This is a genomic window from Novacetimonas hansenii JCM 7643 (assembly GCF_000964405.1).
Lineage (GTDB): Bacteria > Pseudomonadota > Alphaproteobacteria > Acetobacterales > Acetobacteraceae > Novacetimonas > Novacetimonas hansenii.
Genome location: NZ_BANE01000080.1, coordinates 1 through 13,286, shown reverse-complemented (window position 1 = coordinate 13,286; position 13,286 = coordinate 1). Strand labels below are relative to the sequence as shown.

The window sequence follows — 13,286 nt, the reverse complement described above, 5'->3', positions numbered from 1 at the left end:
TAAAAAGCTTCAGAAGACGCCGCCTTTTTCGATCGAAAGGCAGCGCCCAGAAACTTTTCTTGTTTTTTATCAAGGGCTTATTTTCAAACAATCTTTAAGCAAAGGGCAACAATTTCCAGATATCGCCTTATCTTCAGGAAAGGCTTTGTCTTTGTGAGGCTGCCTGGCGAAAGCCTCACCTGAAATTCTTTTATCCCCAACAGGTTAACAGTCCTGTTTCGTCAAACAGTCCCGCAGCCGCATCAGAGTTCGTGGTGGACTTTTTTCAAAAAAAGATGCCGCCTTATTACAGTAAGGCGGCATCCAAAAAATTTCGTTAATTCTCGCAAAATACTGCTTTTAAACAGTTTTCACGATCTTCAGAACAATTAAGGCCCGTCAGATGTAATGCTCACTCAGCGGTGCAAGCCCGTTGAACCCGGTCGAGCAATAGGTCGAGACGTACGCCCCGGTAGAGAGCAATTCGACCCGGTCGCCCGACTCCAGCCCCAATGGCAGGTTGTACGGCGTCTTTTCATACATGATGTCCGCCCCGTCGCAGGTCGGTCCGGCAATGGCCACCGGGCCTGTCGCCATCCCGTCATGCGGGGTGCGGATACCATAACGGATCGCCTCGCCTTCGGTTTCAGCCAGACCACCGAAACGGCCGATATCGAGATAGACCCACCGCACACCATCATTGATGCCGCGACGGCTGACCAATACGACCTCGGACGAAACCACACCCGCATCACCCACGATGAAACGCCCTGGCTCCACGATCATTTCAGGCAGGTCATTGCCGAAATGCTCTGTCATTGCGTGGCTGATCGCCAGCGCGAAACGGTCGATACCCGGCACGTCATCACGATAGCGGATCGGGAAGCCACCACCCAGATTAACCATGCGCAGTTCCAGCCCGGCGGCCTTCAGGTCCGTGAACAGCATGCCGACACGTGCGATCGCAGCTTCATAGGCCCCGGTCTCGGTCTGCTGGCTACCGACATGGAAGGACAGGCCATACGGGTCCATCCCCATATCGCGCGCACGCAGCATCAGGTCACGCGCATTGTCCAGCGTCGTGCCGAACTTGCGCGACAGCGGCCAGTCCGCGCCCTCGTTTTCCACGATCAGGCGGCAGTAAACACGCGCGCCGGGTGCATGACGCGCCAGCTTCTCCAGCTCTTCGGCGCAATCAAAGGCGAACATGTCGATGCCTGCCTCATACGCCTGCGCAATGGCCGACACCTTCTTGACGGTGTTGCCGAACGAGATGTCCTGCGGCGCGGCACCGGCGCGCAGGCACATCTGGATTTCTTCCCACGACGCGGCGTCAAAGGCAGACCCAAGGCCCACCAGACGGTCGAGGATGGCCGCAGCCGGATTCGCCTTGACCGCGTAATAGATACGCGCAAGCGGAAGCGCCGCATGCAGGGCGCTGTAACGTTCCTCGACACGATCGACGTCGACGACAAGGCAAGGCGTCGCAGGGGACTGCTCAGCCAGATAACGGGCGATTTTGGGAGTCATCGCACCCAAATCCCTTCTGTTCTGCTGTCCGGATGCAAGTATGGAGTACTGAACAAACGGACAGATGTTGCGAAACGGTCTAACGGACCAGCGACCAGTGAGGGGCCCAAGCAGCAGGCCCCGATTGCCAGAACGCTTGACGTCGTTGCGTAACCTCAGAGGGCCAGTGGCACGTGCGTTGTTGCGTAGGGAGCGCATATGAGGACAATACGCCCATAACGCAATAGAAAAATTCGCCTCATCATCACCTTTTTCGTTTAAGGTGGGCAAAACCGACCAAAATATTGTCGTGATTCATTTTCCGTCCCCGGCAGGGACGCAGGACCGGGGCGCGGGAATGGCGTCGCCCGGTGCCGACAGCCGGGACCCAAGTGACCAGAACCTGGACAACGCATTGATCTCTTCTTCCCCAGACCAGATCGAGGTGACACCATCCGTCACCCCCGCGCCCCCCGTCGCCGGACGCGCCACAAAGAATGCCCCGGACATGAATGACGCCCTGCACCGTCACATCCTGCCCGTCATGAAACAGGTGGCGACCAACATTGCGTCCGACCAGATCACGCTGGCGGCCGCGGGGTGCGCGTTCTACGCCACGCTGTCGCTGTTCCCGGCCATGAGCACGATGATTTCCATCTATGGGCTATTGTTTGATCCACAGACGGTGGAGCCGCAGCTTGTGGTGCTGCGCAATCTGTTGCCGCCCGCCGCGTATGACCTGATCTGCGATCGTATCCATGTCCTTGTGGCGCAATCGCATTCGTCGCTGACACTTAACCTGATCGTTTCGACCACCATCGCCATGTGGTCGGCCTCGGCGGCGACGCGTTCGCTCCTGCTGGCGATGAACGTGGCCTATAATACACCCGAAACCCGCAGTTTCCTGCGGTTTCAGGCCATGGGCATGATCATGACGCTGTGTGCGATCTGTGGCGGTATCCTGACACTTGCACTGATGGTGGCGCTGCCGATCCTGCTGGATTACCTGCCGCAAAAACTCTCCCTCGCGCCGCCGCCGGGTTCGCTCGAACTGCTGGTGCGCATGGGGGGACCGGCGCTGATGCTGCTGTTCGTACTGTCGGGATGTTCGCTGCTTTACCGATTCGGCCCCAACCGGCGAAGTCCGTCATGGCGCTGCATCCTGCCCGGATCGGTGGCCGCAACCCTGCTATGGCTGCTGACCTCGTTCGGATTTTCCTATTATGTCAGCCATATCGCGGGTTACGGCGCGACCTATGGGCCCCTGGGCGCATTCGTGGCCACCATGATGTGGTTCTATGTCTCGGCCTATGTCGTGCTGCTTGGTGCGGAACTTAACGCCGGGCTGGAAATCCAGATGTGCCTGCGTGACAATGGCCCACAGATGGAAGGATGGTCCATCGCGCGCAGATCTGCACGCCATGCCCCGCACGACGCGGACGCGCGTGCTACCCCTCCCCAGGGGGAAGGGTCGTAATATCCACCATCGTCGTCCCCCGGTCCAGAAGGCCGAGTTCACGCGCGGCCGCCGGTGACAGGTCGATGACCCGCCGGCCACGATAAGGCCCGCGGTCATTGATCGTGACAACGACCGACCGACCGGTGGAAGGTGCCCGAATCCGCACCCGCGTCCCCAGCGGCAACTGCCGGTGCGCCGCTGTCATCGCGCCCGGATCGAACATGTCCCCCGACGCGGTGCGGTGGCCGATTTCGCGACGCGTGCCATACCAGCTTGCCAGGCCATGCTGCGACCATGTGGACGAAACCGTTTTCATCGCAGGCAGGCCCGGCAGGCGACGCAGGGGATGATGGTGCCGATGGGTGGTCGAAACACCATGCCGGATCACGACATGATGAACGCCATGCCTGACATGGCGCGACATATGTCGTGACGCGCCATGGGCATCGGAAACACCACATGACAGACCAAGGCAGATCACCAGCAGACATGACAGGCCCCATGCCAGAAAATCCGGCATTCGCCACCGCATTCGCGGCTGTATAGGAGGGGGTCCGACAATCATGGCGGGAACCATTACATAATATACATGAACGCGACCAGCCTGATTCAGGTATGCGTGGGCACATGATATTATGAATGCAAAAGTCCTCTTTATATCTATTGAGGAATTATTGCCTATCCCCCAGATCCTTAACCCGGTTCCTTAACACGGAAAAACCGTTCATCCCCCATGGCGCGGCCCCACCCACGGGGCATGCGTTCAGGGATGGATCACATTCGATTCGCCCCCGAATGCAGAACAGGCTTGGATCGCGGCGAAGGGCATGCTACGGCGCCTGTCATTATGGAGCGTCCCCTGATTGCCGTTCTCAACGGCCCCAACCTCAACATGCTTGGCCTGCGGCAGCCCGAAGTGTACGGCGTCGCAACCCTTGATGATGTCGAACAGGTCTGCGTTCAGGCTGCGGAGCAGCTCGACGTGGCGATTGATTTTCGCCAGACCAACGGCGAAGGGGAACTCGTTTCATGGATTCAGGAATGCCGGGGCCGCGCACGCGGCATCATCATCAACCCGGCGGCCTATTCCCATACCTCCATCGCGGTCCTTGACGCCCTGCTGGCGGTCGATCTGCCGGTGATCGAGGTCCATATTTCCAACATTCATCGCCGTGAGGCGTTTCGCCATACCTCCTATGTCTCCCGCGCCGCCATCGGCGTCATCTGCGGGCTTGGCGTGCGGGGATATGCGCTGGCGCTGCATGCGATGACCGACATGATTCTGGACGAGGACGATCAATGAGCCGACTGCTCGTGGATGCGGATGCCATTCGGGCATTGGCCGAAATTCTGACCGAAACTGGCCTGACCGAAATCGAGATCGCGGAAAAGGACAGCCGCGTTCGCGTCGTGCGCGCGGCCCCTGTCGCAACGCATGCCGTCGCCCCTGCGGCGCTGCCGGTGGCGGCCCCCGCCCCGGTCGCGGCACCGGCACCGGTTGCAGCCCCCCCCGCCGACCTGTCGAAACATCCCGGCGCTGTCACCAGCCCGATGGTCGGCGTGGCCTATCTGACACCGGACCCGTCCGCACCGCCGTTCGTGACCGAAGGCCAGCAGGTCACTGCCGGCCAGACCCTTATGCTGATTGAGGCGATGAAGACCTTCAATCAGATCAAGGCGCCGCGCGCGGGCACCCTGACCAAGATCCTCGTCCCCTCGGGCGAGCCGGTTGAATACGGCGAAGTCCTGGCCATCATAGAGTAATGTTTTCCAAGATCCTGATCGCCAATCGCGGCGAGATCGCCCTGCGCATCCTGCGGGCCTGCCGCGAACTGGGTATCCCCACCGTTGCCGTGCATTCCACCGCCGATTCGGACGCCATGCATGTCCGCCTCGCGGATGAGGCCGTGTGCATCGGCCCACCTGCAAGCCGTGAGTCGTACCTCAATGTCGCGGCCATCCTGTCGGCAGCCACCATCACGGGGGCGGATGCCATCCATCCCGGCTATGGCTTCCTGTCGGAAAATGCGGATTTTGCTGAAACGGTGGAGGCCCACGGCCTGACCTTCATCGGTCCGACCGCCGACCATATCCGCATGATGGGTGACAAGATCACCGCCAAGACGACCATGCGCGCGCTGGGTGTGCCGTTGGTGCCGGGGTCCGACGGGGCGCTGGAAAACCTTGAACAGGCACGTATCGTGGCGGACAAGGTCGGCTATCCCGTGCTGATCAAGGCGGCGGCGGGCGGCGGCGGGCGCGGCATGAAGGTTGCCGCCACCGCTGACGACCTGGAAGAAGCATGGAGCGTCGCCCGCACAGAGGCCCGCGCCGCGTTTGGCAATGACGAGGTCTACCTCGAAAAATATCTCGACCGGCCGCGCCACATCGAACTTCAGGTCATGGCGGACACCCATGGCGATGTCGTGCATTTCGGGGAACGCGACTGCTCCTTGCAGCGCCGCCACCAGAAGCTGCTGGAAGAAGCAGGCTCGCCCGCACTCAACGCGCAGCAGCGTGACGAAATCGGCGAAATCGCGACCTCCGCGCTTAAAAAGCTGGGCTACCGCAATGCCGGCACGCTGGAGTTCCTGTATCAGGACGGGCAGTTCTGCTTTATCGAGATGAATACCCGCCTTCAGGTGGAACATCCGGTGACGGAAATGGTCTGTGACGTTGACCTTGTGCGCGAACAGATCCGCATCGCCGCAGGTGAACCCCTGGGATATGGCCAGAAGGACATCCATTTCTCCGGCCATGCGATCGAATGCCGCATCAATGCCGAAGACCCGCTGACCTTCATGCCGACGCCTGGCACCATCAGTGTCTTTCACCCGCCCGGTGGCCTTGGCGTGCGCGTGGACAGTGCGCTGTATGCCGGATACCGCGTCCCGCCCTATTACGACAGCATGATCGCCAAGCTGATCGTGCGTGCGCCCACGCGTCTTGAAGCGATCCAGCGCATGCGCCGCGCGCTTGATGAGTTCGTGATCGAAGGGGTGAAGACGGTCATCCCGCTGCACCTGAAGATCCTTGACGATCCGCAGTTCCGCTCGGGTGATTATACCATCCACTGGCTGGAAAAATTCGTCGCGGCCCAGAAGGCGGAGTAACCCCGCCCCAGACCGACGCAGCCGAGCCAAAAGCCGGACCAAAGGGCCAGCGGGGTAAAATCCCCCTGGCCCTTTTTACATCCGCACGTCACCAGGCTGAACCAGGAACATCCCACCTGATAAAAACCACCAGATTTTTTGGATGTTACCCTGCCATCAAAGGCTGCGTGCCTGAACGCATCTTGGGGAATATTCCACAAAATTTTTAGAGACTGTTTGAAACGTCAGGATCAATAATATCCTGACATTTCAAAGGTTTTTCTGAATCTCTCCTCAAAGAACTTCAAGAAGACGCCGCCTTTTTGAAAAAAGGCGGCACCCAAAAACTTTTCTGATTTTTTATCAATGATCTGTTTCCAAACGGTCCTGATCGGATGCTGAGCATTCCAGTTCAGCTCAGGACCGGGTCCAGATACGGGCTCGAGGCATCAAAGAATTTCTGGTTGTTGTCGAGTTCGTACGAAATCACATACAGGCACACCAGCGCCCCGTTCATCTCCAGCCGGATGCCAAGGTTTTCTTCCTGCTGTGTCATGTTCTGGATATGGGCGATGGCCAACTTCGTGGCACGCGCCGTGCGACCGTAATGCCCCCCATACCGCCCGCTGAACTGCGCCATGCGGGCCATCATCTCGCCCAACACCTGCTGCGCGCCCGGCGGTAACAGGTTGCGTTCAAGGATACCACGCAGGCGTATGATGTTCAGGCCGATCGTCATGGCCGACAGGATACCCTGCAGGTAGGAATCAATAATCACATCAGGCGTGTTTTCCGCATTCGTCAGCAACCGCACGAAACGGTCCACATTACGTTCCACCACATACAACGTGGTGGGCAACGTGCGCGCCCGCGCGACGTGGCGCAGGCCGCTGAGGATACTGGTGCGCATCTGCCAGCGCATGTCGTTGGTATCGAACGGCAGCACAAGGCGGAAGACCCACATCGCATACCACAGGCCAAAGATCAGGGGCATCGCCGTGTTGAAGAATGAAACTTCGTCCAGACGCGACTGATTCCCCGGCCCCAGCAGGATCGGCATGAACAGGTTATACGACACCGCCCCCAGGATCAGCGCGGGATAGGCAAAGGCCAGCCCCCCCATCAACATGGGAATCATCAGGCACATGGCCATGACTTCATACGTCGATGGCGTTGGCAGTACCCACAGCACCAATACCCCGGCCATGACACTGGCCCAGATCGCACCGCCAAGGAACGCCTTGGTCGCCAGGGCAGGCTTTTCCAGCGTCGCGAACAGACTGCATACGATGGCGACGAACATCATGAAGGTCAGGCCCGCCGACCATGCCGTCGCAATCCAGATCAGGCCCGCCCCGAATATCGTAACCGAGGCACGCAGGCTGTTGGTAAAGGCCTGCTGCCAGTCGCGGAAGGTCTTGATCCGGTAATGGAAATGGTCATGACGCAGCGGATGGCGGCTGGCGTCGAACTGGATGATGGCCTGTTCAAGTTCGTCCAGCATCTCCCCCAGCCCGTAATGCAGCATGCGCTGCTGCGCAAGGATATGCGCCACGGCGGGCGGGGCCGGATCGCGCGTCGCACTTCCCATTTCATCTTCGAGGGAATCGGCGACACTCTGCCGGCATTCGGCCTGCAACGCCGAAAGTTCGGCCAGGACGGGATGGATGTCATCCGTCGTTTCCAGTTGCCCCGCCATGTCACGCAAGAACGCCTGCACCTTGGCGGATGTGGCGTTAAAGGCGGCGCCGGGCATGTTGCCCGGAATCCGCAACAGCGCCGCAAGGTCCAGCCCACGTGACAGCAGCATCGCCACACGGGCCAGGGCGGCGCGCGCATGGTCGCCCTCATGCCCGCGCTGCGCGCCCATCTCCACCTCGGCGAACTCGATCTGGTCACTTAGCGTGGTGATATTGGCAAAGACCTGACGTGATTTTTGCAGTACGTCACGGTCCCCCGACAAAAGCGAGGCCAGTGTCTGGCCCGCCCCGTTGATGGCCGTAAGGAAATTGGCGGTCAGACGGTCCTGCGCCCGTGCGCCCAGCCGGTACTGGAACAGGGAGGAAACCGTGCTTTCCAACACGATGCCCAGCACGATATAGGTCGCGCGCGACATCGCGGTCATGAAGATATGCTGTGGGTCGGCAATCCCGTCGAGCGAGATGATGGCATAGGTAAACCCGCTCGCCCGCATGCCATGGATGCGATAATTCGTCATCGTCGCAGGGCCGGGCAGCAGCGTGCCGATAAAGCAGAACATCCCGATCCCGCCCGCAAGCAGCAGGATGAACATCAGCGGCGCCTGCGGAAATGCCGCCACCAGCAGCACGGCACAGATCGTGCCCACCACCATGCCAAACAGGTGCCATCGCGCCTTGGCCACGCTCTTGCCGCGTGTGCCCTGCGCCACCATCCACACCGTCAGCGCAGCCCATTGCGGGCTGCCGAGTTCCCACCACAGCGCAATACCCAGCGCAATCAGCGAGGTGATGGTCGTACGCAGGGCATAGCCGAAGGTGAACAGGCCCGGTGCGAACAGCCAGCGCAGATGATCCTGACGGATCGCGGCACCGGGGGGCCACAGACGCCGCAGAAAGGCGACGATCCGGGTCTGGAACTGTATCAGGGAGAGCTCAAGACTATTCATCCCGGCATCCGCGCTCCCTGAGATATGAAAAACGACTATGCAGTTTCAGGTACACTTTACACGTGTTGCCGCAACACCGACATGTGATGTCCGGTATATCAGCGTTCATGAAACTGTATATTGCAAGACGGCCACGCCAGCAAAGCTGCGATACCGGTCAGTCGTCGTAGGCCACCAGCGTCTTGACCGGCACGTCAAGGCGGTCACGCCCGCCCAGCGAACGGAGCTCGATCAGGGTGGCGGCTCCGACGACCTCTGCCCCGACCTTGCGCAGCAGCGCGATGGAGGCGGCCAGCGTCCCACCCGTCGCAAGCAGGTCGTCCATTACGACGACGCGCTGCCCCGGCACGATCGCGTCGGCCTGGATATGCAGTGAATCCGTGCCGTATTCGAGGTCATAATCATAGGAAATCGTCTGCCCCGGCAGCTTGCCCGGCTTACGCAGCATCACCAGGCCACAGCCCAGACGGCTGGCCAAAGGGGCCGCGGTAAGGAAGCCACGCGATTCAATGGCGGCCAGCATATCGACCGACCATGGCGCGACCGCCGCCGTCAGGCGTCCCATCGCAATCTGCCACGCATCCGCATTCCGCATCAGGGTCGAGATATCGTAGAACAGGATACCCGGCTTTGGAAAATCGGGAATGCCCCGGATGTACTGCTTCAGATCGATGGAGGACGTGGTCATGGCCTGTCTATATTCCCGCAAACCTGTTTCCGGGCCGGGGCGTCCTGCGGACATCCCGGTCCCGTAAATTACGCCCGTTGTAACGGGCGCGCGATGCACGTCGCCTGTAGCCGCCGCGCCGCCGGACGGCAACCCCGCCATGACCTCTTTTGTCGCGCGGCGCACCTGTGTGCGCCAGATGTCATGGCGTGGGACGGCCCGTCGCCGCGCCGTCCGCGGGGGGGACATCCGCCAGGGCGCCTTCCGCCGGGCGGCGCGGGCGCAACACCACCATCAACAGCATGACCACCGCACCCGCCATCATGACCGCCGCCATCGGGACGGGCGTATTCGACGGCAGCATGCCAACGATCGCCCCCGCCAGCGCACCCAGCACATATTGCAGCGTCCCGACAAAGGCCGACGCACTTCCCGCAAGGCGGGGATGATCCGCCAGCGCACCCACCGTGGCGTTCGGTCCGATGATACCTGTCGTCCCCAGCGAGAACATCATCGCCCCCACCAATGCAACCATCAGACCGATGGACGGATGGCCACCCGCCTTTGTCGTTTCCGCAATCAGGCTGGCAACCAGCGTCATGCCGATCGTGCCGACAAGGGCGACAATCACCGAAATGCCAAGGATGCGCGTCGCATCGATCCGCCCCACCAGCATGCCGTTAAGCTGCGACGCACCGATCATACACACGGCGAACACGCCGAACATCATGCCGAAATGCGCGGGGGACAGGCCGAACTGGTGAATGAACACCGACGGCGCGGCCGAAAGATAGGTAAAGGACATGAAGCACGAAAAACCGGCAATCATCGCATTGGTGAAAAACCCACGGTCACGCACCAGCAGCAGATAGCGGCTGCACAGCGTCACGGGGGACAGTTCGCTGCGATTTTCCGGCTTCAGCGTTTCAGGCAGGACACGCCAGATCAGCAGCATGCACACCACGCCATATACCGCCGCCGCCCAGAAGATCGACCGCCATGTCGTGAATGACAGCACCATCCCCCCCAATGTGGGGGCAAGGATCGGCACGACCCCCATCACCAGCACCAGGCGCGACATCATGCGCGCGGATTCATTGCCATGCGACATATCGCGCACGCACGCACTCGGGATAATAAGGCTGGCCGAAGCGCCAAGCGACGCGATAAGGCGGAATGCGGAGAAAGTATAGATATCCGTCGCCACCGCACACCCGACAGAGGCCAGGGTATAGACGAACGTTCCCAGCAGCATCGGAATGCGCCGGCCGAACCGGTCGGAAACGGGGCCCATCGTGATCTGCCCGATGGCCAGACCCACGAACCAGATCGCCAGCGTCATCTGCGCGGAACCCACGCGCGCATGCAGCGACTTTTCCAGTTCGGGGAAGGCCGGCAGGTAAATGTCCGTCGAAACGGGCCCGACCGCGGTCAGGACCCCCAGCAGGATGGCAATCCACCCCATGGACCTGCCGGCTGTCTTGCCAACGGATGCATCGGATGACTGCGCCGCGAGTGCGGAAGAGCCCATGACGGCACTCCAGAAATCAAGGGAAGCAAGGATTGCGAAAGTATCTAGCCGACGACACCGGGAATTTTCACCATCTATTCCGGCATTCCAGCATTTCGCTCACTGAAGGTATCGCGCGTGCATGCGCGTCGCGTCAACCATCCGTAAAGACAGAAAAACACGACGATACCTAAAACATTTTTTCAAACTGTTCATGTGGTACGATCCGCACGCGCGATCTGGCTCCCACGCAACAGCCAGACCCCGCCAAGGCCCGAAATCACGAACAGCCCGACAGCCAACGCAACCTGCCACTGATGGTTCACCTCTGTCCCGCCCCCCATCAGGACGAACACCGCCGTCTGCGGTAGGCTGCCCAGCGCCGTGGCCGCAATAAACCCCGCCACCCGCGCGCCCACAAGGCCGGCCGCGATACTGAGCATCATGGCCGATCCCACCGGCAGCAGGCGCAGCACCAGCACGCAGGTGAATGTCCGTTCACGCAAGGGGCGGCCAAGGCGGGCGCACATGTCACGCACACGCGACGGCAGGCGCGCGGTCCCCCCCATACGCCCCATCACCCGCGCGACAAGGAAATCCACCATCCCCCCCGCAACCGTGGCGCAGGTGGCAAGCGTCATCCCCTGCACCGTGCCATAGGCCATGCCCGCCGCAAGGCAGACCGCCTGTCGTGGCAGGCCCAGCGCACAGAAGGCAGCCCCCGCCAGCACGAACCATATCCGGCCCCACACCCCGTCGCGCAGCATGCCGATATCGCCCATTCCGGCACCCGGCCCCTTACCCAGCCCCGTACCCGCCCCCACATGCAACACCGGCATGAAACGCACCGCCACCACCAATGCCACCGCCATGGCAAGCATCAATGCAGGACGCAGCAGCACCCGCGCGCCCACGCGCGGCGCAACCGTTGTGGGGGATGGGGCATCGGGGGTGCCAGGCAGCGTGGGTGTCGGGGGGGGGCAGGATCGCGTCACGCGGGGAAAAACATCCTCTGTTACGATATCATGCGGGCGGGATCGCACGGACCGGCATATGCGGACCCGGTGGCCTGGGCCGGGCATGGCCCGACCGGTCAGTCATGCCATAGACGTGCGGCAGACACGAAAACCTTACCCGCGCCCTAGCATTGCCTTGCGGCGGCGTGCAAGGCCAGTCTAAATCCGCCATATGTCCGCACATCCTTCCTCTGGCCTCGCCAAGGGCCGCGACTCCGTTTTCCCGGCCAACGCGCATGACCGCCGCCGGGTCTCGAACTGGCTGTTCGCCATCTGCTTCATGCTGCTCGGCATGATCGCGCTGGGTGGGTATACCCGCCTGACGGGATCGGGCCTGTCCATCATGGACTGGCGGCCGATTACCGGCATGATCCCACCGCTGTCACATGCGGAATGGGAACGCCAGTTCGAACTGTACAAAACCATCCCGCAATACAAAATCCTGCATGACGGCTTCGGTCTCGCCGGGTTCCAGAAGATTTTCTGGGCGGAATGGATTCACCGCTTCTGGGGGCGGCTGATGGGGATGGTGCTCCTGCTGCCGCTGATCTGGTTCGCCATTACCGGTGTCCTGTCGCGCCGCCTGATCGCACGGTTGCTGCTGTTCTTCGTGCTGGGCGGGCTTCAGGGGGCGATCGGATGGTTCATGGTGGCGTCGGGGTTCAATCCCGACAGTACCGCCGTGGCGCCGGTGCGTCTTGTGCTGCATCTGTGCTGCGCGTTCGCGTTATATATCGCCATCCTGTGGACCGCGCTTTCGGCCCGCGCACCCGAAGCGCAATTCATCCCCGCCACAACACAGGTCGTGCGCATCCACCGCATGGCGTGGGCCATCTGCTGTTTTATCGGGATCACCATCATCGCGGGCGGGTTTACCGCCGGGACACATGCGGGCTTCTCTTACAACACATTCCCGCTGATGGATGGGCACCTGATCCCGGCGGGATATGCGCGACTGCATCCCTTCTGGCTCAACTGGTTCGAAAATATTCCCGCCATCCAGTTCGACCACCGCCTGCTGGCAACCTGCACGGCGGCAATGATCGGCGGGATGATCTTCCTTGGCCTGCGTACCCCGGCATTGGGACAGGGGGCACATAACGCACTGATGCTGATGGGATGGATGGTGCTGGTGCAATACGCACTGGGCGTGACCACGCTGTTGCTGGTGGTGCCGGTCTGGGCGGCGACCATCCACCAGACCTGTGCGGCACTGCTGCTGACCACCGCGATTATGGTCCTCCACCGCCTGCGCGGGGTTGGCCGGGTCTGATCACCCCATCACCCGGCGTCCCATGTCCCGGTAATCCGGCGGGCTGTCTTAGAGATTGTTTGAAAACAAGTCATTGATAAAAAACAGGACAAGTTTTTGGGTGCTGCCTTTTGATCGAAAAAGGCGGCGTCTTC

General features: G+C 61.0%; 11 protein-coding genes. 5 read left to right on the top strand and 6 right to left on the bottom strand.

Annotated elements, in window-relative coordinates; all coding sequences use genetic code 11:
- Positions 1-378: 378 nt before the first annotated feature.
- The gene (locus B7G66_RS06660) at positions 379-1,509 is read right to left on the bottom strand and encodes a type III PLP-dependent enzyme (protein WP_003617003.1); all 1,131 of its coding nucleotides are present in this window, start codon (positions 1,507-1,509) and stop codon (positions 379-381) included.
- 487 nt (positions 1,510-1,996) lie between these two features.
- Between B7G66_RS06660 and B7G66_RS06655 the strand changes: the two genes are divergently transcribed.
- Entirely contained in the window at positions 1,997-2,965 is a 969-nt protein-coding gene (locus B7G66_RS06655; RefSeq protein WP_080545487.1) for a YihY/virulence factor BrkB family protein, read from the top strand.
- On the opposite strand, the gene B7G66_RS06650 is transcribed toward B7G66_RS06655, so the two are convergent.
- Positions 2,937-3,467 (bottom strand): septal ring lytic transglycosylase RlpA family protein, encoded by a 531-nt coding sequence (locus tag B7G66_RS06650; protein ID WP_003616999.1) that lies wholly within the window; start codon positions 3,465-3,467, stop codon positions 2,937-2,939. The two genes, B7G66_RS06655 and B7G66_RS06650, sit on opposite strands and share 29 nt — an antisense overlap.
- A gap of 327 nt (positions 3,468-3,794) precedes the next feature.
- Between B7G66_RS06650 and aroQ the strand changes: the two genes are divergently transcribed.
- The 3 genes from aroQ to accC are packed head-to-tail and all read left to right on the top strand — an operon-like array spanning position 3,795 to position 6,060.
- Entirely contained in the window at positions 3,795-4,250 is a 456-nt protein-coding gene (aroQ, locus tag B7G66_RS06645; protein WP_003616996.1) for a type II 3-dehydroquinate dehydratase, read from the top strand.
- Positions 4,247-4,711, top strand: a complete 465-nt coding sequence (gene accB, locus B7G66_RS06640) for an acetyl-CoA carboxylase biotin carboxyl carrier protein (RefSeq protein ID WP_003616994.1) — start codon at positions 4,247-4,249, stop codon at positions 4,709-4,711. Before aroQ ends, accB begins: the two co-directional genes overlap by 4 nt.
- The gene (gene accC, locus B7G66_RS06635) at positions 4,711-6,060 is read left to right on the top strand and encodes an acetyl-CoA carboxylase biotin carboxylase subunit (protein ID WP_003616993.1); all 1,350 of its coding nucleotides are present in this window, start codon (positions 4,711-4,713) and stop codon (positions 6,058-6,060) included. Before accB ends, accC begins: the two co-directional genes overlap by 1 nt.
- Before the next feature lie 391 nt (positions 6,061-6,451).
- Here the strand turns inward: accC and B7G66_RS06630 are convergent, their stop codons facing one another.
- The 4 genes from B7G66_RS06630 to B7G66_RS06615 form a co-directional block, all read right to left on the bottom strand.
- On the bottom strand, positions 6,452-8,686 hold the full coding sequence (locus B7G66_RS06630; protein WP_003616991.1) for an FUSC family protein: 2,235 nt from the start codon (positions 8,684-8,686) through the stop codon (positions 6,452-6,454).
- A 157-nt stretch (positions 8,687-8,843) separates the two neighbouring features.
- Positions 8,844-9,374 carry an adenine phosphoribosyltransferase gene (locus B7G66_RS06625; RefSeq protein ID WP_040511267.1) on the bottom strand — a complete coding sequence of 177 codons (531 nt, stop codon included), beginning with the start codon at positions 9,372-9,374 and terminating at the stop codon, positions 8,844-8,846.
- Positions 9,375-9,555: 181 nt separating this feature from the next.
- Positions 9,556-10,884, bottom strand: coding sequence for a multidrug effflux MFS transporter (locus tag B7G66_RS06620; RefSeq protein ID WP_003616986.1), 1,329 nt, complete (start codon positions 10,882-10,884; stop codon positions 9,556-9,558).
- 191 nt (positions 10,885-11,075) lie between these two features.
- Positions 11,076-11,858: a TVP38/TMEM64 family protein gene (locus tag B7G66_RS06615; RefSeq protein ID WP_231106229.1), complete on the bottom strand. Its 783-nt coding sequence runs from the start codon at positions 11,856-11,858 to the stop codon at positions 11,076-11,078.
- Between the two features lie 193 nt (positions 11,859-12,051).
- Here B7G66_RS06615 and B7G66_RS06610 point away from each other — a divergent pair, with 193 nt between their 5' ends.
- Entirely contained in the window at positions 12,052-13,152 is a 1,101-nt protein-coding gene (locus B7G66_RS06610) for a COX15/CtaA family protein (RefSeq protein WP_048858939.1), read from the top strand.
- Positions 13,153-13,286: the final 134 nt, after the last annotated feature.

Coding starts and splice junctions, on each gene's coding strand:
- B7G66_RS06630 (WP_003616991.1), bottom strand. CDS start 8,686: ATGAATAGTCTTGAGCTCTCCCTGATACAGTTCCAGACCCGGATCGTC.
- B7G66_RS06620 (WP_003616986.1), bottom strand. CDS start 10,884: ATGGGCTCTTCCGCACTCGCGGCGCAGTCATCCGATGCATCCGTTGGC.
- B7G66_RS06655 (WP_080545487.1), top strand. CDS start 1,997: ATGAATGACGCCCTGCACCGTCACATCCTGCCCGTCATGAAACAGGTG.
- B7G66_RS06650 (WP_003616999.1), bottom strand. CDS start 3,467: ATGCCGGATTTTCTGGCATGGGGCCTGTCATGTCTGCTGGTGATCTGC.
- accB (WP_003616994.1), top strand. CDS start 4,247: ATGAGCCGACTGCTCGTGGATGCGGATGCCATTCGGGCATTGGCCGAA.
- B7G66_RS06625 (WP_040511267.1), bottom strand. CDS start 9,374: ATGACCACGTCCTCCATCGATCTGAAGCAGTACATCCGGGGCATTCCC.
- aroQ (WP_003616996.1), top strand. CDS start 3,795: ATGGAGCGTCCCCTGATTGCCGTTCTCAACGGCCCCAACCTCAACATG.
- accC (WP_003616993.1), top strand. CDS start 4,711: ATGTTTTCCAAGATCCTGATCGCCAATCGCGGCGAGATCGCCCTGCGC.
- B7G66_RS06660 (WP_003617003.1), bottom strand. CDS start 1,509: ATGACTCCCAAAATCGCCCGTTATCTGGCTGAGCAGTCCCCTGCGACG.
- B7G66_RS06610 (WP_048858939.1), top strand. CDS start 12,052: ATGTCCGCACATCCTTCCTCTGGCCTCGCCAAGGGCCGCGACTCCGTT.